Origin of the sequence: Kitasatospora sp. SC0581, assembly GCF_048159585.1 — a bacterium.
In the GTDB taxonomy this organism is placed as follows: Bacteria; Actinomycetota; Actinomycetes; order Streptomycetales; family Streptomycetaceae; genus Kitasatospora.
Map to the genome: position 1 here is coordinate 17,611 of NZ_JBLRWA010000034.1, position 17,495 is coordinate 35,105.

Sequence of the window (17,495 nt, forward strand, 5' to 3'; positions counted from 1 at the left end):
GCCGGAGGGGCGACCGCATGATGGTGCCCTCGGGTTACCTGTTGGTAACAAACTTCCGCTGTGGAGGCAACAGTTGAGAACCCCACTTCTCCGCTTCTCCGCAACTCCGGTGCGCCGCAGGGGCGCAGGCGCGCTGGGTGCGCTGCTGCTGGCGGGGGCGGTGCTGGTCGGTGCGACGGTGTCGCCGGCGAGCGCCGCCGTGCCCGTCGCGAGCGCCTCGGCCGTCGCGGCCGGCTCGTCCGCAGCGTCCGCCTCGTCCAGCTCGTCCGCCTCGTCCGCCGAACTGCCGCCGGACGGCGACACGGTGGCCTCGCCGCCCGGCGCCAACGACTGGACCTGCCGGCCGACCACCGCGCACCCCGACCCGGTCGTCCTGGTGCACGGCACCTTCGCCAACCGCTACGAGAACTGGCTGGCGCTCTCCCCGCTGCTGAAGAGCCTCGGGTACTGCGTCTTCGCCCTCGACTACGGGATGATCCCCGGCGTCACCTCCAGCGGCAGCGGCCTGCTGCTGCCGATCGGCGGCCTCGGGCCGGTGCCGGAGTCGGCGGCCCAACTCGGCCGGTTCGTGGACCTGGTGCGGACCGCGACCGGCGCGGCCAAGGTCGACATCGTCGGGCACTCGCAGGGCGGCATGCTGCCGAACTACTACCTCAAGTTCCTCGGTGGCGGGTCCAAGGTCGGCAGGCTGGTCGGGCTGGCGCCGTCCAACCACGGCACGACGCTCGACGGGATCACCAACCTGGTGCCGTACTTCCCGGGCGTCGCGGACCTGATCTACACGGTCTGCAAGGCCTGCCGGGACCAGGCGGTGGGCTCCGACTTCAACATGGTGATGGCCTCCCGGCCCGACACCGTACCGGGCGTGCGCTACACGGTGATCTCGACGGTCCTCGATGAAGTCGTCACCCCGTGGCGGACCCAGTTCCTGAGCGGCCCGGGCGTCGACAACCAGGTGGTGCAGGAACACTGCCCGGTCTCGCTGGTGGAGCACGTCGGGATCGCGTTCTCGCCGACGGCGCTGCACCTGGTCACCAACGCGCTGGATCCGGGGCACGCCACGCCGGTGTTCTGCGGGTGAAGCGGCGGCGGCGCTCCTGCCCCCGGGGTGGTCCCGGGGGGTGGGAGCGCCGCTGTTCGGTGGTGCGGCCCTTGGCCGGCTCTCAGGGCGCGGTGCGGAAGACGATGACGGCGGTGGTGCCGTCCGGGTGCAGCTCGTACGTGCCCGGGGTGTCGATCAACGCGGCGTCGTAGCGGGCGAGTTCGACGCCGTCGACGGTGCCGCCGTCGACGGAGGCGCCGTGGATGGAGGCGCCGTGGACGGTGGCGGTGCCGGCGAGGCAGACCAGGAGGGCGGTGCTCCCGTCCGGGACGTCGACCGTGGTGGCCGCGGTGGCCAGGTCGACCGCAGCCTCGACCCGCCCGCGGCGCGTCATCACGTTGAAGTCCACCACCGGGCCGGCCAGCAGCCAGCAGTCGGTGGTGGCGTCGCCGGAGAAGGCGAACGGCCGGAACGGCGCGTCGACCAGCTGCTCGGTACCGTCGACGGTGAGCGCCATGCCGGCGCCCTCGACCAGGGTGATCACCCGGTCGATCCCGGGGAACGGGGAGAACGGCCCCGCCGAGGCGACGTCCGCGAGGCTGACCCGCCAGTCGAAGGCGTCCAGTCCGGCGCCGGCCGGGAAACCGGTGACCTCCCTGGTCACCCCGCCCCCGTTGAGCCACGCCGTCGCCGGGCGCTCGCCCGCCCGCAGTACCTGGAAGCGTTCGCTGGTCGTCATGGCCTCGCATCCTGTCACACGGCGGATGACAGGTGACAGATAACAGATTTCAGTGTCTGTCAGCTGTTATCTGTCAGCTGTCATCTGTTCGCTGTTCCCTGTCATCCGTTGCCTGTCGACCGTCACCGGTCGTCCGTCACCCGCCGTCCGACCGACAGCGGCAGGAGCGCCGCCACCGTGGCCGCGAGGGAGACCGTGGTGAGGGCCAGCGGCAGTCCGGCCGCGTCGGCGAGGAAGCCGATCACCACCGGGCCGATCAGCATCCCCCCGTAGCCGAGCGAGGAGGCGAACGCGACGCCCTGCGGCCCGCCCGCCGCACCGGCCCGGGCGATGGCGAGCGGGAAGAGGTTGGCCAGGCCGAGGCCGACCAGCACGAACCCGCAGATCGCCACCGGCACCACCGGCGCCAGGGCGGCGACCAGCATGCCGACCGCCGCCGTCAGCCCGCCGAACAGCATCAGCCGGGTCTGGCCGAGCCTGATGGACAGCCAGGTGCCGCCGACCCGCCCGCCGGCCATCGCGAACGCGTACGCGCCGTAGCCGGTGGCGGCCACCACGGAACTCGCCCGGACGTCGTCGGTGAGGTGGAGCGTGGCCCAGTCGGCGATCGCGCCCTCGCCGTACGCGGTGCAGAGCGCGGTGAGGCCGAGCAGCAGGACGAGCAGGCGGGTACGGGGGCGGGTCGAGCCCGCGTTCGGCCGCGCGGTCCCGGACGGTTCCGCCGTGCGGTCCGTGTGGCTCGTACGGTCCGTATGGCCCGGTGCGACCGCTGCCGCCGCCGGGCTGCGCAGCAGGACGACGCCCGCGCCGACGGTGACGGCCATGCCCAGCGCCGCGCTGAGCGCGAGCGCCCATGCGGTGCTCAGTGGGCCGGCGAGCAGTCCGCTGACGCCGGTGCCGACCAGTCCGCCGAAGCTGTACCCGGCGTGGAAGCTGGGCATCACGGGCCGCCGCAGCTGCGCGACCAGGTCGACGGCGGCGCTGTTCATCGCGACGTTGGCCCCGCCGTACCCCGCGCCGAACAGCAGCAGCACCCCGCCGAGCGCGGTGACCGAGTGGGCGTGCGCGGGCAGCAGCACGGCGAGGCTGAGCAGGGCGAGCGAGCCGACGGTCACCGGCCGGGAGCCGTACCGCAGGCAGAGCCGGCCGATCACGGGCATGGTGAGGACGGCGCCGATGGACAGGCAGAGCAGGGCGAGCCCGAGGGCGCTGTGCGAGGCGCTGACCTGACTGCGGATGTCCGGGATGCGGACGACCCAGGAGGCGAAGAGGAAGCCGTCGACGGCGAAGAACGCGGTGAGGGCGATGCGTGCAGGACCCCAGGGGCTGTCCGTCACCGGGGGTGTGCTGCGAGACTGGGAGGAGGGGCGATCGGGCCGGGTGCGTGAACCGATTTTGTTTCGAAGCGACACAAAGTCACAATAGGGGCGTGCAGCTCTCACCATCAAGCCCGAGGCCCGGTACCGGGAACGACTCCGACGCGCAGCGCGACAACCACCGCCGCGCGGCTCCCGACCGGGGCCGGACGCTGCTCGGCCCAGCGCTCTCCCTGATCCACACCGGCCAGACGCCGACCCGCTCGGCGCTCACCCGCGCGCTGGACGTCACCCGGGCCACCGCCGGCGCGGTCACCGCCGAACTCGAGGCGCTCGGCCTGATCACCGTTGACTCGCGCCCGGCCGGCGGCGGTCGCGGCCGCCCGTCGCACCGGCTCGCGATCGACCCGAACGGCCCGGTCGTGGTCGCCGGGCAGATCCACGCCGACGGACTGAGCGTCACCCTGGCCGGCCTCGGCGGACTGCTCGACCCGCCCGTCCACCTGCCGCTGCCCGCCGCCACCGACCCGGTCCGGATGCTGCGCGCCGTCGCCGTGGCCGGTGCCGAACTCGCCCGCGCGACCGACCGCCGCTGCCTGGGCGCCGCGCTCGCGCTGCCCAACCCGGTCACCGAGCCGGACGGCACCGCCCTCGCCGCGCTGCACTTCGCCTGGCCCAGCGGCACCCCGGTCGCCGACCTGTACGACGTCGAGGTCGGACGCGCCGACCACGGCCCGAAGGCGCTGCGCCCGCTGCCCACCGCGATCGCCAACGACGCCAACCTGGCCGCGCTCGCCGAGTACCGGCACGGCGCCGGCCGCGGCGCCCGCCACCTGCTCTTCGTCACCTCCGGCCACCGCGGCGTCGGTGGCGCGCTGGTCATCGACGGGCACCTGCACACCGGCAGCGCCGGCCTCGCCCTGGAGGTCGGCCACCTCACCGTCGACCCGCAGGGACGGCCCTGCATGTGCGGCAACCGGGGCTGCCTGAACTCCGAGACCGACCCCGACGCGCTGTTCACCGCCGCCGGGCTCACCCCGGAACCGGGACGCCCGCTGCTCGACCAGGCGCGCGAGCTGTGCCGGGCGGCTGCGACGGACGACCGGGCGCGGGCGGCGGTGGAGCACGTCATCGACCGGCTCGGACTCGGCCTGGCGGGCGTCGCCAACATTCTCAACCCCGACCGGGTGGTCCTCAGCGGGCTGCACCTCCACCTGCTGGAGGCCGCGCCCGACCGGCTGCGGTCGGTGGTCGCCGAGCGCAGCCTGTGGGGGCGCAGCGGCCGGGTGCCGATCGTCGGCGCGGAGCTGGCGCACGGCGCGCTCGCGGGCGCGGCCGAGCTGGGCTGGGGGCCGTACCTGGCGGACCCGCAGTCGGTGCCGGTGCTGCCCTGACGGCGATCGGGTCTGCCCTGGTCGATGAGTTCCGCCCCCGACGGTGACCAGAACTGCCCTGACGGCGATAAGCGGAAGCTGGCTCTTCGAAAACGGTCACTTATCGTCACTCTCATACACTCGTAGTGAGCATCGGGGGGCCACCACGAGGGAGACAGCGACCATGAGCACCCAGTCCGGCATCGAGCCGACCGCCGACGTCGACCGCTCCGACCCGGAGTACCGCGCCTGGCTCAAGGAGGCGGTGCGCAAGGTCCAGGCCGACGCCAACCGCTCCGCCGACACCCATCTGCTGCGCTTCCCGCTGCCCGCGGAGTGGGGGATCGACCTCTACCTCAAGGACGAGTCCACCCACCCGACCGGCTCGCTCAAGCACCGCCTGGCCCGCTCGCTCTTCCTCTACGGGCTCTGCAACGGCTGGATCCGGCCCGGCAAGCCGGTGATCGAGGCCTCCAGCGGCTCCACCGCCGTCTCCGAGGCGTACTTCGCCCAGCTCGTCGGCGTGCCGTTCATCGCCGTGATGGCCAAGAGCACCAGCCAGTCCAAGATCGACCTGATTCAGTTCCATGGCGGCGAGTGTCACCTGGTCGAGCGTTCGGACGAGGTGTACGAGGCCTCCGCCCGGCTCGCCGAGGAGACCGGCGGGCACTACATGGACCAGTTCACCTACGCCGAGCGGGCCACCGACTGGCGCGGCAACAACAACATCGCCGAGTCGGTCTTCGCCCAGCTGCGCCTGGAGCCGCACCCCGAGCCGGCCTGGATCGTGGCCACCGCCGGGACCGGCGGCACCTCGGCGACCATCGCCCGGTTCGTGCACTACATGCAGTACGACACCCGGATCTGCGTCGCGGACCCGGAGAACTCCTGCTTCTTCGACGGCTGGGTGCGCCACGATCCGGAGGCCGTCTGCGAGAGCGGCTCGCGGATCGAGGGCATCGGACGGCCGCGGATGGAGCCGAGCTTCGTCCCCGGGGCGATCGACCGGATGATGAAGGTGCCGGACGCCGCGTCGATCGCCGCCGTCCGGGTGCTGGAGCAGGTGCTCGGCAAGAAGGCGGGGGCCTCCACCGGGACGGGCCTGTGGAGCGCGCTGCGGATCGTCGCCGAGATGCGGGCGGCCGGGCGGACGGGCAGCGTGGTCGGCCTGATCTGCGACCCGGGGGACCGCTACCTGGACAAGTACTACTCGGACGACTGGCTGGCGGGCGAGCGGATCGACATCGCGCCCTACCGGGCGGCCATGGAGTCCTTCCTGGCCGGCGGCGCTTGGACGGGCTGACGCGCCGGGCGGCGGACGGGTGACAGCTGACAGATTTCAAACTCTGTCAGCTGTCAGCTGTCGTCTGTTATCTGTTATCTGTTCGCTGTTGCCTGTTCGTCGTCAGCCGTCAGTCGTCAGCCGGTGCCCGCCACCCGCCGGATCACCGCCCGACCGCCCGCAAGGTCGATCCCCGTCCGCTTCGGCGCGCCGTCGTGCTCGTCGTCCCGCAGCACCAGCTCGACCCGTCGCTGCTCCAGCTGCACCCGCTTGCTCGGATAGAGCAGCGCGTGCAGCTCCTCCGTCGCGGTCGCCCCCGCGCCGCGCCCACCGCCGTGCCCGCCGTCGGGTCCCACCGCCGGCCGGGCGCGCAGCCGCCGCACCACCGCACCGAGGAAGAACACCACGACCAGTCCGGCCGGCAGCAGCAACCCGCCCGCCGCGCCCGTCAACAGCACACCCATGCCCGCCTCAACGGCCCGGCGCGGCCGACGAGTTCCCCGGCGACGAGTTCCCCGGCCGCCGGCCCTACCGCAGTGGGCCCTACGGCAGCGGCGCCGTGGGCAGGTCGGCCGGGACGAGCAGCTGGAGCTCCTCCGTGGACGGGTCCGCGAGGTGGGCGATCCGTACCGCGTGCCGCTCGACCATGGTCTCGAAGACCTGTCGCGCGGTGCGCCCGTTGCCGAAGTTGGGGCCGCGCTCCATCCCGCCGAAGTGTTCCAGCAGCGCCTCCTCCGTCTCCTCGGAGAGCGCGTACTCGTGCTCGGCGCACTGCGACCGGGCGATCTCCAGCAGCTCGTCCGCCGTGTAGTCGGGGAAGCCGATGGTGCGTGAGAAACGGGAGGAGACGCCGGGGTTGGCGGAGAGGAAGCGCTCCATCTCGGCGGTGTAGCCGGCCACGATGACGACCACCTCGTCGCGGTGGTCCTCCATCAGCTTGACCAGGGTGTCGATCGCCTCGCGCCCGAAGTCCCGCGCCCCGTCCTCGGGTGCGAGCGCGTACGCCTCGTCGATGAAGAGCACCCCGCCGCGCGCCCGGTCGAAGGCGGCCGCGGTGCGGATCGCGGTGGAGCCGATGTGTTCGCCGACCAGGTCCACCCGTGCCACCTCGACCAGGTGTCCGCGCTGGAGCACCCCGAGCGAGGCGAGGATCTCGCCGTACAGCCGGGCGACGGTGGTCTTTCCGGTGCCGGGTGCGCCGGTGAAGACCAGGTGGCGGCGTAGCGAGGGAGCCTTGAGCCCGGCCTGGCGGCGGCGCCGGCCGACCGAGATCAGGTCGATCAGCGTGCGCACCTCCTGCTTCACCGTGGCCAGCCCGACCAGCGAGTCCAGTTCGGCGAGCGCCTCCTCGGCCGGCCGGCAGTCCGGGATCGGCGAGATCGCGGCCGAACCGGCTGCGGCCGACGCCAACAGCGGTGCCACCGTGGTCAGTTGGGCGGTCCGCGGCGCGGGCACGTCGGTGGACCCGTACGACGACCCCAGCCCCGGACCGCGCCCACCCGCGGATCCCGGCCCCGCCCCGCCGCCGGGCGGGGCGGGAGCGGACGGCACCGGAGCCGCCCCGACGTCGTCCGAGATGCACCCCTCGGTGACCGGCCCCGGCTCGGAGAACTCGAACCCGGCCCGCTGGTTGTGCTCCGCCCGGCAACGGGTGAGCTGGGTCCGGCAGCCGTCGATGATGTGGAAGCCGAAGCCCTTGCCCTGCGAGACCCGGCAGTCCTCGAAGGTGCCCCGCCCCTGGGCCGAGACGTACACCCCGGCGTCCGTGCTGGCCCGTACGGTGCAGGCGCGCAGCACCGGGTCGGCACCCTTGGTGACGATCACGCCGGTGGCCACGTCGGAGATCTCGCAGTCGGTGAGCAGTCCGCCGCTGCCGTGGTCGCGGAACCAGAGCCCGGTGCCCGCCTCCTGCACCCGGCAGGAGGCCAGGGAGACGGTGGCCCCGCCGCTGACGGAGACCGCCGAGCTGCGGATCCGGCTGAACGAGCAGCCCTCGGCGGTGGCGGCGGAGTCCCGGTCGAGGACGAACAGGGCGTCCGGCAGGTCGTGCAGCGAGCAGTCGGTGAGGGTCAGCCGGGCGCCGTCGCTGACCCAGAGCGCCGGATACTCGCCGGTCGAGCCGTGGATCTCGCAGGACTCGGCGACCGCCTCGGTGCCCTGGTCCCAGACCGACAGCGCCCCGCGCCCGAAGTCCCGGACGGTGCTGTTGGCGAGGCTCAGCCGGGCGCGTCCGCGCAGGTCGGCGCCGTTCTCGGGCAGGTCGTGCACCCGGCAGCCGGTGAGCACCAGTTCGGCCTCGCCGTCCAGGGTGAGACCGTTGCCGGTGACCCGGTGGATCTCGCAGTCGACCAGCCGCCCGCCCGCCTGCGCCTCGGCCTGCACGCCGCTGCCGCGGATCTCGTAGATCTCGCAGCCGGTCAGTTCGGCGGCGCTGCCGGGGTCGGAGAGCAGGACGCCGGCGCCGGAGGCGTGGTGGACGCGGCAGCGGTCCAGGGCCGCGGTGGCGCCGCCGAGGACGGCCAGTCCGGCCTGGCCGGCGGCGGCGACCTCGCAGTCCTCGAAGGCGGCGGCGGTGTCCGGGCCGCGCAGCCGCAGCCCGAGCCCGCCCGGGTTGGTGACCACGCAGCCGCGCAGGGTCGGCCGGGCACCGCCGGTGACCTCGATGCCGGTGGCCGAGCGGGTCTCCACCCGGCAGCCGCTGAAGGAGGGGGTCGCCTCCGGCCCGGTGACCAGCACGGCCGGGGTGGTGCTGTCGCCGCCCTCGACCACCAGGTCGCGCACGGTGGCGGCGGCGGTCACGGTGAGCGCCACCCCGGAGGGCGGGTCGATCCGGACCGTCCCCGGGCCCTGGGCCGGGACGATCGTCACCGGCTTGTCCAGCAGCACGTTCTCCCGGAAGGTGCCCGGGCGGACGGTCACCGTGTCGCCCGGTTCGGCGGCGGCCAGGGCCTCCGCGAGCGTGTCGTACTCGCCCGCGCGGCGACGCCAGCGGGATGCGCTGTCCTGGGTGACCCGGACCCTGTGCTCAGCCATGACGGTCTGTCGTCCCCACCTTCGTCGAGCCGGCGATCAACGGGCCGAACGCGCGGGGGTGCGCGGGCCGTCCGCCCACCGTAGCGCGCCCACGTGGGTGGTCCGGCCGCCCGCGGTCGCGCGGACACCGGTAGCGCTCAGCGCCGCCACAGGTTCCGACCACTTGTTTCAACGAGCGCGCACAGCGGTGGTTCCGTCCGGGCGCGCCGGTTTCGGAGTGCGGCGCGTGCCCGGCGCCGGTCCACGGGCCGATGCGCCCCGCCCTCCGGCACGGGCGGTCGGCGGTCGGCATCCGACGGTCGGTGGTCAGTACTCGACCGTCGGCAGCCGGCGCGGAGGGTCGGCGGGAGCGGCCCACTCTCCCGGAGAACCGGCCCGAGCGCTCAGCGCCCGTCGGCGGGCCAGTGCGCCCCGTCCTCGAGCACCTCGAGCTCGTCGCCCAGCCGCAGCGTGCCGAGCTCGTCCCCCTCGACGCCGGCCGGCCGCTCGGGGATCAGGTTCTGCCCGAACGCGGCCTTGCGCAGCAGCCGGTGGTGCCGGGCCAGGGTGCGCAGCGGCTCCTTGCCGCGCCGCTCGCCGGTCTCCTGGTCGGTGGTGGTGATCATGCAGCGGCCGCACGGCTTGACCACCTTGAAGGTGACCGAGCCGATCCGGATCCGGCGCCAGGTGTCCTCGGCCCACGGCTCGGTGCCGCCGATCACCACGCTCGGACGGAAGCGCTCCATCGGCAGGGTCTCGTGGCCGTCCGGATTCTCGGCGGCGATCAGCTCGTTGAGGCGGTCCAGCGAGGCGGTGGTGGTGAGCAGCAGCGGATAGCCGTCGGCCATCGAGACGCTGTCGCCGGGCGCGCTGTACTCGGGGTCGACCGGCCGGGCGCGCGGGTCGTCCAGGTGCACCAGGCGGTAGTCGCCGAGGTGTTCGGCGATCCACCGGTGCGTCTCCTTGTCGGCTTCCGCGGCACGGAAGCGCGTTCCCCAGACCTCGACGTCGGCGAGCGGGTCGCCGGCCGCGACGGCGGGGGCGGGGACCTCGATCCGGGAGCCGTCGGGGGTGGTCAGGGTGAGGACGCCGTCGGGCAGCAGTCCGGTCCGCACCCGTGCGAGGGCCGCGTCCTCGCGCTGGCTGACGAAGCGTCCGTTCGCGTCGGCGAGCATCCAGCGACGGTCTCCGGCCAGACCCCAGGGGTGAACCACGGCGGTGTCCGGGCTCAGGCGGTACATCGACTTGACGGGGTAGACGTGGAGTCCGGTGAGGTGCATTCCTCCATCCTGCCAGCCTGCGGGGGTTCGCCGGGAATGCCCCCTAATGCGCACGGACCGCCCGGACGCCGTGGGGGGCGTTCCGGGCGGTCCGTGGATGACCCGTTTCTCCGTTCGCCCGGCGTACGGGGGGCGCCGGGTGCTGCTCAGGTGGTGCGGGTGCGGGCCGCGTGGGGGGACGGCCTCGGGGTGTCAGCGGCTCAGTAGCCCTGGCCCTGCTGCTGGTAGCCGCCCTGGAACTGGCCGGACTCGCCGTACGGGCCCGGGCGCTGCGGCTGCGTCGGGCGGACCGGCGCGACCGGCGCCATGGCCGGGCGCAGCTGGGCACCGCCGAAGGACTGGTCGCCGCCCTGGCCTTGGAAGCCGGGGCCGCCGGCGGCCGGACCGCCGAACGACTGCTGGCCGCCGAAGCCCTGCGGAGCGGCGGGCTGGCCCTGGCCGAAACCGCCCGGTCCGCCGGCCGGCTGCGCGCCGAAGGTCTGCTGGCCGCCCTGGGCGCCGATGAAGGTGTTCTGGCCGCCGAAGCTCTGGCCGCCGGTCGGCTGGTAGCCGCCTCCGGCGGTCTGGCTGAAGGCGGGGGTGCCGGGCTGCGGTCGCTGGTACGGCTGGGGGGCGCCGTAGCCGGGGACCGGAGGCTGGGGGGCGGCGTACGCCGGCGCGGGCTGCGCGGGGATGTACGCCGTGGCGGGGCCGGCGGAGGGGCCGCTGCTCGGGCCGGGGCCCAGGGCGAGGCGGGCGGGCGGCAGCGCGGGGAGGTTGCTGCCGGCGCTTTCGTACCCGTTGGCGTACCGGTTCTCGTAGGACGGGCCGAGGCCGGATCCGTAACCGGACGACAGTGCCGGCGGCAGGGCGGCCGGCACGTTGATGGGCGCGATCTGGGGGACGCCGCGCTCAGCCACGAGGCTGTCGTAGATCGGCGTGCCGGAGGAGTAGGACGGAGAGGGGTAGCCGACTCCGTCGTAGGAGCGGGGCGAGGTCATGGGGCATACGGTAAGCCCACAACGCGCCTGCTGAGGAGAGCGGGAGGGGGAGCAGTTCGAGTGTTTACACAGTCTTCGCTCGCACAAAGGTTTCGAAAGTAGGAAAGACGGACATTCCGGCGACCGGTTCCGGACAACCTTGGCACCCCGTCAGTGGTCGAACGGCGGCCGGACGGAGGCCCCGGAAGGCCTTGTGGTGACCGGCCGGTGGACGGTCGGGGGCCCTGCGGAGAAACTTTTCCCGGACAGGGCGTGCGCGGGCGCATTCGAGCCCCCGCCGAGCAGGCGACGGGGGCTCGTGAATGTTTCGGGAATAAAATTCCCGTCAGCTCTCCGGGGCCCGGTTCAGGCCCGCGACCTGGGCCGTCGGCCCGATGGCCGGCCGCTGATCAGGCGGCGGCCCGTCGCTGGTCCGGGTGTCGGCGCTCAGTGCGACTGCAGGGCCTGGGCCTGTGCGGGCAGGGCCGGCTTGCCGATCTCGGAGGTGCAGAAGGAGCACCGGGTCGCGGCGGCCGGGATGCTGCTCAGGCACTCCGGGCAGTCCACCTTCGCGGCCGGCGCGGGCTTGGCCGATTCGAAGCGGGACTGGAGCTTGCCGACCGGCAGCACCACGGCGAAGTAGATGACGGCGGCGGTCAGGACGAAGCCGATGACCGCGTTGACGAAGAGGCCGTACGGGAACCGGGTGCCGGCCACGTCGAAGGTCTTCTGGGTGAAGTCGCCGACGGCGCCGGACGCGACGCCGACCAGCGGGGTGAGGAAGGCGCTGACGAACCCGGTGACGACGGCGGTGAAGGCAGCGCCGATCACGATGCCGACCGCGAGGTCCACCACGTTTCCGCGCAGCAGGAAGCTGCGGAATCCCTTGAACACCGGGTGACTCCAAATCCGTACGGGGGAGGGGGAGATGGGGCGGCACGGCGGGTGCCGCCCCAGGCCGGACATCCTGCCGAGCGGGCCGGGCCGAGGTCCAACCGCGTTCACCCGAATCGGGTAACCGCCGCGGCGCCCCGCGTCCGTGGGCCCTGCGGGGCGGGGACGCTCCGCGTACCGGCCTTTCCCCGGTCGAACAGCCGAGCCAGCCGGTTGGTCGGCCGCTCCAACTCGCCCCTGTGGCACCGCGTGTGGCGCCGCATGTGACACCGGCACGCGCCGGTCCGGGGCGGCGCCGACCCGGCGCGACAGGGTGGACCGGAGCGCGGCAGGGGGCGAGACGGGGCGCACAGCGGTCGCGTACGGCGCACGACGGCGGCCCCGTGGCGCACATCCGGTGTACAAGCGCGGGCGGATGGGCCACCATCAGGTTGCGCGAAGGGGATGTACCGGGCGGAGCACTGTGCCAAGGTCGGTCCATGCCCGACCATTTGTCGGCCGATCCGGCCGGAAACCGTCCGCGTGTCCTGCACCTGATCAGCGACTCACGCCGGGGCGGCGCGCAGAACTTCGCCCGTGACCTCCACCGGGAACTGGGCCGTCGGGGGCAGTCCTCCGCGCTGTGCGCCCTCGCCCCGCACCCGGCCGTCCCCTCCGGCCCCGCCGGGGCGGGCCGGGACTCCGCCGGCCCCGGTTCCGCAGGCCGGAGCCCCGATTCCGCAGGTCCGGGCTCCGGGGCCGCGAGCCCGGACCCCGAGGCCGCCGGCCGGGCCGCCGTCGACTGCTCCGCCGCCGGGCTGCGCTCCGCCGCCGTGCTGGGCCCCGGCCGGCTGCACCCGAGCACCCTGAGGGCGCTGCGCTCCGCCTCCCGCGCCGCCGACGTGGTGCTCGCCCACGGCTCGGACACCCTGGCCGCCTGCGCCCTCGCCCTGGCTGGGACCCGTACGCCCTTCGTCTACGTCTCGGTCGGCCACCCGCGCTACTGGACCGCCAACCGGTTGCGCCGGGTGCGCGGCGGCGCGCTGATGCACCGCGCGGCCGCCGTCACCACGCTCACCGACGAGGCGCGCGTCGTCCTGGAGGAGCAGTTCCGGCTGCCCGACGGGAAGGTGCACGTGATCCCCAACTCCCGTGCCGCCGAGAGCTATCCACCCGCCGACGGCCGGGACGACCGGCGTGCCGCGCGGCACGCGCTGGGCCTGCCGGCCGACGTGCTGCTGGTCGCCTGGATCGGGGCGATAGCCCCGGAGAAGCGGCTCGACCTGGCCCTCGACGTGCTCGACCGGCTGCCCGACGTCCGGCTCGCCGTCGCCGGGGACGGACCGCTGCGCGAGTCGCTGGCCCGCCACCCGGCCGCCGCCCGCGCCCACTTCCTCGGCCCGCTGCCCGACCCGGCCCCGCTCTACCGCGCCGCCGACGCGCTGCTGCTGACCAGCGACAGCGAGGGCGTGCCCGGCGCGCTGATCGAGGCGGCGCTGGCCGGGGTGCCCGCTGTGGCCACCGACGTCGGCTGGGTGCGCGAGGTGGTCCGGGACGGTGCCACCGGCGCGCTGGTCGCCCCCGGGGACCCGCTCGCCCTCGCCGAGGCGCTGGGCAAGGTGCTCGCGGTCAACCGGGCGGGCCTCGGCGCGGCGGCCCGGGCGCACGCGCTGGAGCACTTCGAGCTGGGCGCCGTCGTGGACGCCTGGCAGCAACTGGTCGCCGAGGTATGGACGGCGGGTCCGGAGGCCGCCCGCTGACCGGGGTGGCCAGGCGGGCCAGGGGTGCCATGCCGACCGGGGTGGCCGGGCCGACCCCGTCGGGTGGCCGGCCCGTCCGCGCGCCCGGCCCGGCTACGCCGTCCGGGCGAATCCGGCGCGGCCCGTGCGCAGCAACCGGCCGGTAGCGAACCGTCGCCAGCACACTGCCCGGTGTGAAATCGAAGTCGCTGCTGCGGTCCACCGTCCTGCTCGCCGTCGCCGTCGGGATTGCCGCGTCCCCCGTCCAGGCCGGCGCGATCACCCACCAAATCCCGTTCGGGGGCGCCCAGTTCGTCAAGCTCGACCATCCGCAGCCGGTCCGTGAGAGCGTCCGGACCGAGGCGGTCGAGTTCTTCTGGTACGACTGCAGCCACTCCCAGGCGCTCGAACAGCCCCTGCAGGCCTGGGCGGAGAAGCACCGCGCCGATGTCGCGCTGCGCCGCATCCCGGCCGTCTGGCCCGGCAGTCCGGACGAGGCCGCGCAACGGAGCCACGCCCGGATCTTCTACACGCTGGAGCGCCTCGGCCAGGTCGACCGCCTCCAGGTCAGCGTCTTCCGCGCCGTGCACACCGAGCGGGTCGACCTCACCACCGAGGCCACCGCCACCGACTGGGCCGCGCGGCAGGGCGTCGACGCCAAGGCGTTCGGCGAGACGTACCGCTCCGCCGAGGTGACGCGGTCGGTCGAGGAGGCCGCCGCCGACTTCACCCGCTACGGCGTCAACGAGCTGCCGACGGTCGTCGTCCAGGGTGAGTACCGCACCTCGCCGACCCAGGCCGGCGGGGTCGAGGCGATGCCCGAGGTGCTCGACCACCTGGTGCAGCAGGAGCAGGCGCGGGGCCACTGAGCCGGTGCTCCGGCCCTCGCGGTGACAGCGGATCAGCTCGCTCATGTGCCCTGCTCGGCAGGCGTCTTGTTCGAACAGCATCTTGCCTAACCATTCACATGCTGTTTAATGGTTAGCATGAGCGAGCTGATGATCCCTCACGTCCACCACCGCCACGTCGACGTCGACGGCCTGCGCGTCTTCTACCGCGAAACCGGACCGCTCGACGCCCCCGTGCTCCTGCTGCTGCACGGCTTCCCGTCCTCCTCCCACCAGTACGCCCGGCTGCTCGACGCGCTCGGCACCCGCTACCGCCTGATAGCCCCCGACTACCCGGGCTTCGGCCACAGCGACAGCCCCGCGCCCGACGCCTTCACGTACCGCTTCGACGCCCTCGCCGACGTGATCGAGGGCTTCTGCCTCGCCCTCGGCCTGGACCGCTTCGCGCTGTACGTCTTCGACTTCGGCGCCCCCGTCGGCCTGCGCCTGGCCACCCGGCACCCGGAGTGGATCACCGGCCTGGTGGTCCAGAACGGCAACGCCTACGAGGAGGGACTCTCCGACCAGGCAAGGGAGTTCATCGCGAACAGGCGCGGCGTGCCGGGCGCGGAGCGGGCCGCCCGCTCGATCCTCACCCCGGACGTCACCCGCGGCCAGTACGAGGGCGGCACCGGCGATCCGAGCCTGGTCGCCCCCGACGGCTGGACGCTCGACCAGCACTTCCTCGACCTGCCCGGCCGCAAGGACATCCAGGTCGAACTCGCCCTCGACTACTTCTCCAACGTCGAGCTCTACCCCGCCTGGCAGGCCTGGCTGCGCGCCGACCAGCCGCCCACGCTGGTGCTCTGGGGAGTGGGAGACCCGTTCTTCACCGAGGCCGGTGCGCGTGCCTACCTGCGCGACCTGCCCGGGGCCGAGCTGCACCTGTTCGACACCGGGCACTTCGCGCTGGAGGAGAAGCTGCCCGAAATCGCCCCGCTGATCGACGACTTCCTCGCGCGGATCGGGAAGTAGCCGACCGGTGCGGGGTGTTCGGGGGCAGGAGGCTCAGGCGGTTCGGGCGTGTTCAGAGCCCTTCGGCGTGTTTCAGTCGCGGCGCAGCAGGTAGGTGACGAAGCCGAGCGTCCCCCGGTAGCCGTGCAGCCACCCGGTGCGGTGCCGGTCCGCCGCCTCCCGGGCGGCAGCCGCGTCCGGGTGGTCCGGGTGGTCCAGCGCCCACTCGGCCAGCGAGCCCGTCCAGGCGAACTCGTACTCGTCCCACTCCTGTTCGGTGCTGACAAGCCCGAACACCGGCGTCCAGCCCTCCGCGAGGACCCGCTCGGTGGTCGTCGCGAGATCCGCGAAGTCCTCCCGTGCCGCGCCCAGTCCGTCCAGCGCCGCCCGGGACGGCTCGCGCTGCCAGAACCCCTCGCCGACCAGCAACCGGCCGCCCGGGGCCAGGAGTTCGCGGGCCGCGGCGAGCGTCGGCAGCAGGCCGCCGAAGGCGTGGGTGGCGCCGACGCACAGCACCAGGTCGAAGGGCTCCTCCGCGGTGAACTCCCGTGCGTCCAGGTGGTGCAGGCCGATCCGGCGGGCCACGCCCAGTGCGGCCGCGGACTCCCGGGCCCGGGTCAGCGCCGCCGCGTCCAGGTCCACGCCCACTGCCCGCCAGCCCGGGCCGGCGGCCAGCGCCCGGAGCAGCCAGGCGCCCTCGCCGCAGCCCAGGTCCAGGGCCCGGCCCTGCTCCGTCCCGGCCATGGCACGGTCCAGCAACCGGGCCACCGAGCCGTCCGCCAGCGGGGCCGCGATCGGGTGGTGGGCATGGGCGAGGCGGGAGATCTGCTGACGGTCCATCCGAGCAGTATGGATCGGGGCGGTGCGGCGTGCAGCGGGTTTCTCAGGCCCGGGAGTACGTCCGTCCCTTCCACGCCGAGCCCCGGCCGCGCCAGTGCTGTACGGCCGAGTCCACCGTCATCAGCAGGTACAGCCCCGCGGTGAACGGCAGCAGCAGCACGGCCGCGGCCGGCTGCCCGTAGTACCGGACCATCGGCAGGTACGTGCCCGCCATCAGCGCCCACGCCGCCCCACCCGCCGCGGCCACCGCCGGCGCGCCCGCCACCAGCCCGGCCACCGTCGCCACCGGCGGCACCAGGTACACCAGCGCCAGCCCCAGCACCGTCCCGAGCAGCAGCGCCGGCGAATGCCTGAGCTGGGCGTACGCGCTGCGCGACACCATCCGCCACAGCTGCTCCAGCCGCGGGTACGGACGCACGCTGTCCACGTCGTCGGCCAGACCCAGCCAGGTCCGGCCGCCGGTCGACTTCACCGCCCGGGCCAGCGACACGTCGTCGATCACCGCGCCGCGGATCGCCGCCACCCCGCCCGCCCGCTCCAGCGCCTCCCGCCGCACCAGCGAACAGCCGCCGGCCGCGGCCGCGGTCCGGGCACCCGGACGGTTGCTCCGGCGGAACGGGTACAGCTGGGCGAAGAAGTACACGAAGGCCGGCACGATCAGCCGCTCCCAGCCGGTCTCCACCCGCAGCCGGGCCATCTGGGACACCAGGTCCAGGCCGTTGCTCTCGGCGGCGGCCACCAGCTCGGCCAGCGAATCCGGGCCGTGCGCGATGTCGGCGTCCGTCAGCAGCAGGTACTCGGCGTCCGGACCGGCCAGCTCCACGCCGTGCCGCAGCGCCCACAGCTTGCCGGTCCAGCCCGGCGGCAGCGGGGGAGGGGTGGTGACGGTGAGCTCCAGCCCGTCGATCGTCCGCAGCTCCGCCGCCAGCGCGCCGGTGTCGTCCGAACTGTGGTCGTCCACCAGGATCACCCGGGCCCGCCCCGGGTACTTCTGCGCCAGCAGCGTCGGCAGGCTCACCGGGACCACCGAGGCCTCGTCCCGGGCCGGTACCACGACCGCCACCTGCGGCCAGCGGACCGGCGGGCGACGCGGCGGCAACCGAACGTCGGTGCGCCAGAACGAGCCGTGGCAGCACGCCAGCCAGAGCCAGACCAGCAGGGAGAACGCGGCGATCCACAGCAGGACGGTCACCCCGGCA

At 74.0% G+C, this 17,495-nt stretch carries 15 protein-coding genes; 6 read left to right on the forward strand and 9 right to left on the reverse strand.

From position 1 onward, the window contains the following. Positions 1-73 precede the first annotated feature (73 nt). Positions 74-1,081, forward strand: a complete 1,008-nt coding sequence (locus ACLWS4_RS32450) for an esterase/lipase family protein (protein WP_416876012.1) — start codon at positions 74-76, stop codon at positions 1,079-1,081. A gap of 82 nt (positions 1,082-1,163) precedes the next feature. On the opposite strand, the gene ACLWS4_RS32455 is transcribed toward ACLWS4_RS32450, so the two are convergent. Continuing rightward, entirely contained in the window at positions 1,164-1,781 is a 618-nt protein-coding gene (locus ACLWS4_RS32455) for a HutD family protein (protein ID WP_416876013.1), read from the reverse strand. Between the two features lie 122 nt (positions 1,782-1,903). Beyond that, positions 1,904-3,226: an MFS transporter gene (locus ACLWS4_RS32460; protein WP_416876031.1), complete on the reverse strand. Its 1,323-nt coding sequence runs from the start codon at positions 3,224-3,226 to the stop codon at positions 1,904-1,906. Between ACLWS4_RS32460 and ACLWS4_RS32465 the strand changes: the two genes are divergently transcribed. Next, positions 3,211-4,491, forward strand: a complete 1,281-nt coding sequence (locus ACLWS4_RS32465) for an ROK family protein (RefSeq protein WP_079272930.1) — start codon at positions 3,211-3,213, stop codon at positions 4,489-4,491. The genes ACLWS4_RS32460 and ACLWS4_RS32465 overlap by 16 nt on opposite strands. Before the next feature lie 163 nt (positions 4,492-4,654). After that, positions 4,655-5,773: a PLP-dependent cysteine synthase family protein gene (locus tag ACLWS4_RS32470; RefSeq protein WP_049650968.1), complete on the forward strand. Its 1,119-nt coding sequence runs from the start codon at positions 4,655-4,657 to the stop codon at positions 5,771-5,773. A 116-nt stretch (positions 5,774-5,889) separates the two neighbouring features. Here the strand turns inward: ACLWS4_RS32470 and ACLWS4_RS32475 are convergent, their stop codons facing one another. The 5 genes from ACLWS4_RS32475 to mscL all read right to left on the reverse strand — a co-directional run bounded on the left by ACLWS4_RS32475 (position 5,890) and on the right by mscL (position 11,897). Continuing rightward, entirely contained in the window at positions 5,890-6,216 is a 327-nt protein-coding gene (locus tag ACLWS4_RS32475) for a DUF6191 domain-containing protein (RefSeq protein ID WP_388051163.1), read from the reverse strand. A 79-nt stretch (positions 6,217-6,295) separates the two neighbouring features. After that, positions 6,296-8,785 carry a right-handed parallel beta-helix repeat-containing protein gene (locus ACLWS4_RS32480; RefSeq protein WP_049650969.1) on the reverse strand — a complete coding sequence of 830 codons (2,490 nt, stop codon included), beginning with the start codon at positions 8,783-8,785 and terminating at the stop codon, positions 6,296-6,298. Positions 8,786-9,168: 383 nt separating this feature from the next. After that, the gene (locus ACLWS4_RS32485; RefSeq protein WP_074006369.1) at positions 9,169-10,044 is read right to left on the reverse strand and encodes an MOSC domain-containing protein; all 876 of its coding nucleotides are present in this window, start codon (positions 10,042-10,044) and stop codon (positions 9,169-9,171) included. A 200-nt stretch (positions 10,045-10,244) separates the two neighbouring features. After that, on the reverse strand, positions 10,245-11,024 hold the full coding sequence (locus ACLWS4_RS32490; RefSeq protein WP_074006368.1) for a DUF6643 family protein: 780 nt from the start codon (positions 11,022-11,024) through the stop codon (positions 10,245-10,247). A 426-nt stretch (positions 11,025-11,450) separates the two neighbouring features. Then, entirely contained in the window at positions 11,451-11,897 is a 447-nt protein-coding gene (gene mscL, locus ACLWS4_RS32495) for a large conductance mechanosensitive channel protein MscL (protein ID WP_049650971.1), read from the reverse strand. Positions 11,898-12,376: 479 nt separating this feature from the next. On the opposite strand from mscL, the gene ACLWS4_RS32500 reads away from it, so the two are divergent. From ACLWS4_RS32500 to ACLWS4_RS32510, 3 genes are all read left to right on the forward strand, one after another. Continuing rightward, entirely contained in the window at positions 12,377-13,636 is a 1,260-nt protein-coding gene (locus ACLWS4_RS32500) for a glycosyltransferase family 4 protein (RefSeq protein ID WP_416876014.1), read from the forward strand. Between the two features lie 173 nt (positions 13,637-13,809). Then, the gene (locus ACLWS4_RS32505; RefSeq protein ID WP_049658715.1) at positions 13,810-14,484 is read left to right on the forward strand and encodes a thiol:disulfide interchange protein DsbA/DsbL; all 675 of its coding nucleotides are present in this window, start codon (positions 13,810-13,812) and stop codon (positions 14,482-14,484) included. A gap of 117 nt (positions 14,485-14,601) precedes the next feature. Continuing rightward, the gene (locus ACLWS4_RS32510; RefSeq protein ID WP_380777227.1) at positions 14,602-15,477 is read left to right on the forward strand and encodes an alpha/beta fold hydrolase; all 876 of its coding nucleotides are present in this window, start codon (positions 14,602-14,604) and stop codon (positions 15,475-15,477) included. 72 nt (positions 15,478-15,549) lie between these two features. Here ACLWS4_RS32510 and ACLWS4_RS32515 read toward each other — a convergent pair whose 3' ends face one another. Together ACLWS4_RS32515 and ACLWS4_RS32520 are read right to left on the reverse strand one after the other, a co-directional pair. Then, complete coding sequence (locus ACLWS4_RS32515) at positions 15,550-16,296, reverse strand: SAM-dependent methyltransferase (RefSeq protein WP_380777228.1); 747 nt, start codon at positions 16,294-16,296, stop codon at positions 15,550-15,552. Positions 16,297-16,339: 43 nt separating this feature from the next. Continuing rightward, positions 16,340-17,488: a glycosyltransferase gene (locus tag ACLWS4_RS32520; RefSeq protein WP_049658710.1), complete on the reverse strand. Its 1,149-nt coding sequence runs from the start codon at positions 17,486-17,488 to the stop codon at positions 16,340-16,342. Positions 17,489-17,495: the final 7 nt, after the last annotated feature.

Bases quoted from the DNA above. Each gene is read 5' to 3' on its own strand.
- ACLWS4_RS32455 (WP_416876013.1), bottom strand. From the start codon at position 1,781: ATGACGACCAGCGAACGCTTCCAGGTACTGCGGGCGGGCGAGCGCCCG.
- ACLWS4_RS32460 (WP_416876031.1), bottom strand. From the start codon at position 3,226: ATGGTGAGAGCTGCACGCCCCTATTGTGACTTTGTGTCGCTTCGAAAC.
- ACLWS4_RS32470 (WP_049650968.1), top strand. From the start codon at position 4,655: ATGAGCACCCAGTCCGGCATCGAGCCGACCGCCGACGTCGACCGCTCC.
- ACLWS4_RS32475 (WP_388051163.1), bottom strand. From the start codon at position 6,216: ATGGGTGTGCTGTTGACGGGCGCGGCGGGCGGGTTGCTGCTGCCGGCC.
- ACLWS4_RS32480 (WP_049650969.1), bottom strand. From the start codon at position 8,785: ATGGCTGAGCACAGGGTCCGGGTCACCCAGGACAGCGCATCCCGCTGG.
- ACLWS4_RS32485 (WP_074006369.1), bottom strand. From the start codon at position 10,044: ATGCACCTCACCGGACTCCACGTCTACCCCGTCAAGTCGATGTACCGC.
- ACLWS4_RS32490 (WP_074006368.1), bottom strand. From the start codon at position 11,024: ATGACCTCGCCCCGCTCCTACGACGGAGTCGGCTACCCCTCTCCGTCC.
- ACLWS4_RS32500 (WP_416876014.1), top strand. From the start codon at position 12,377: ATGCCCGACCATTTGTCGGCCGATCCGGCCGGAAACCGTCCGCGTGTC.
- ACLWS4_RS32510 (WP_380777227.1), top strand. From the start codon at position 14,602: ATGAGCGAGCTGATGATCCCTCACGTCCACCACCGCCACGTCGACGTC.
- ACLWS4_RS32515 (WP_380777228.1), bottom strand. From the start codon at position 16,296: ATGGACCGTCAGCAGATCTCCCGCCTCGCCCATGCCCACCACCCGATC.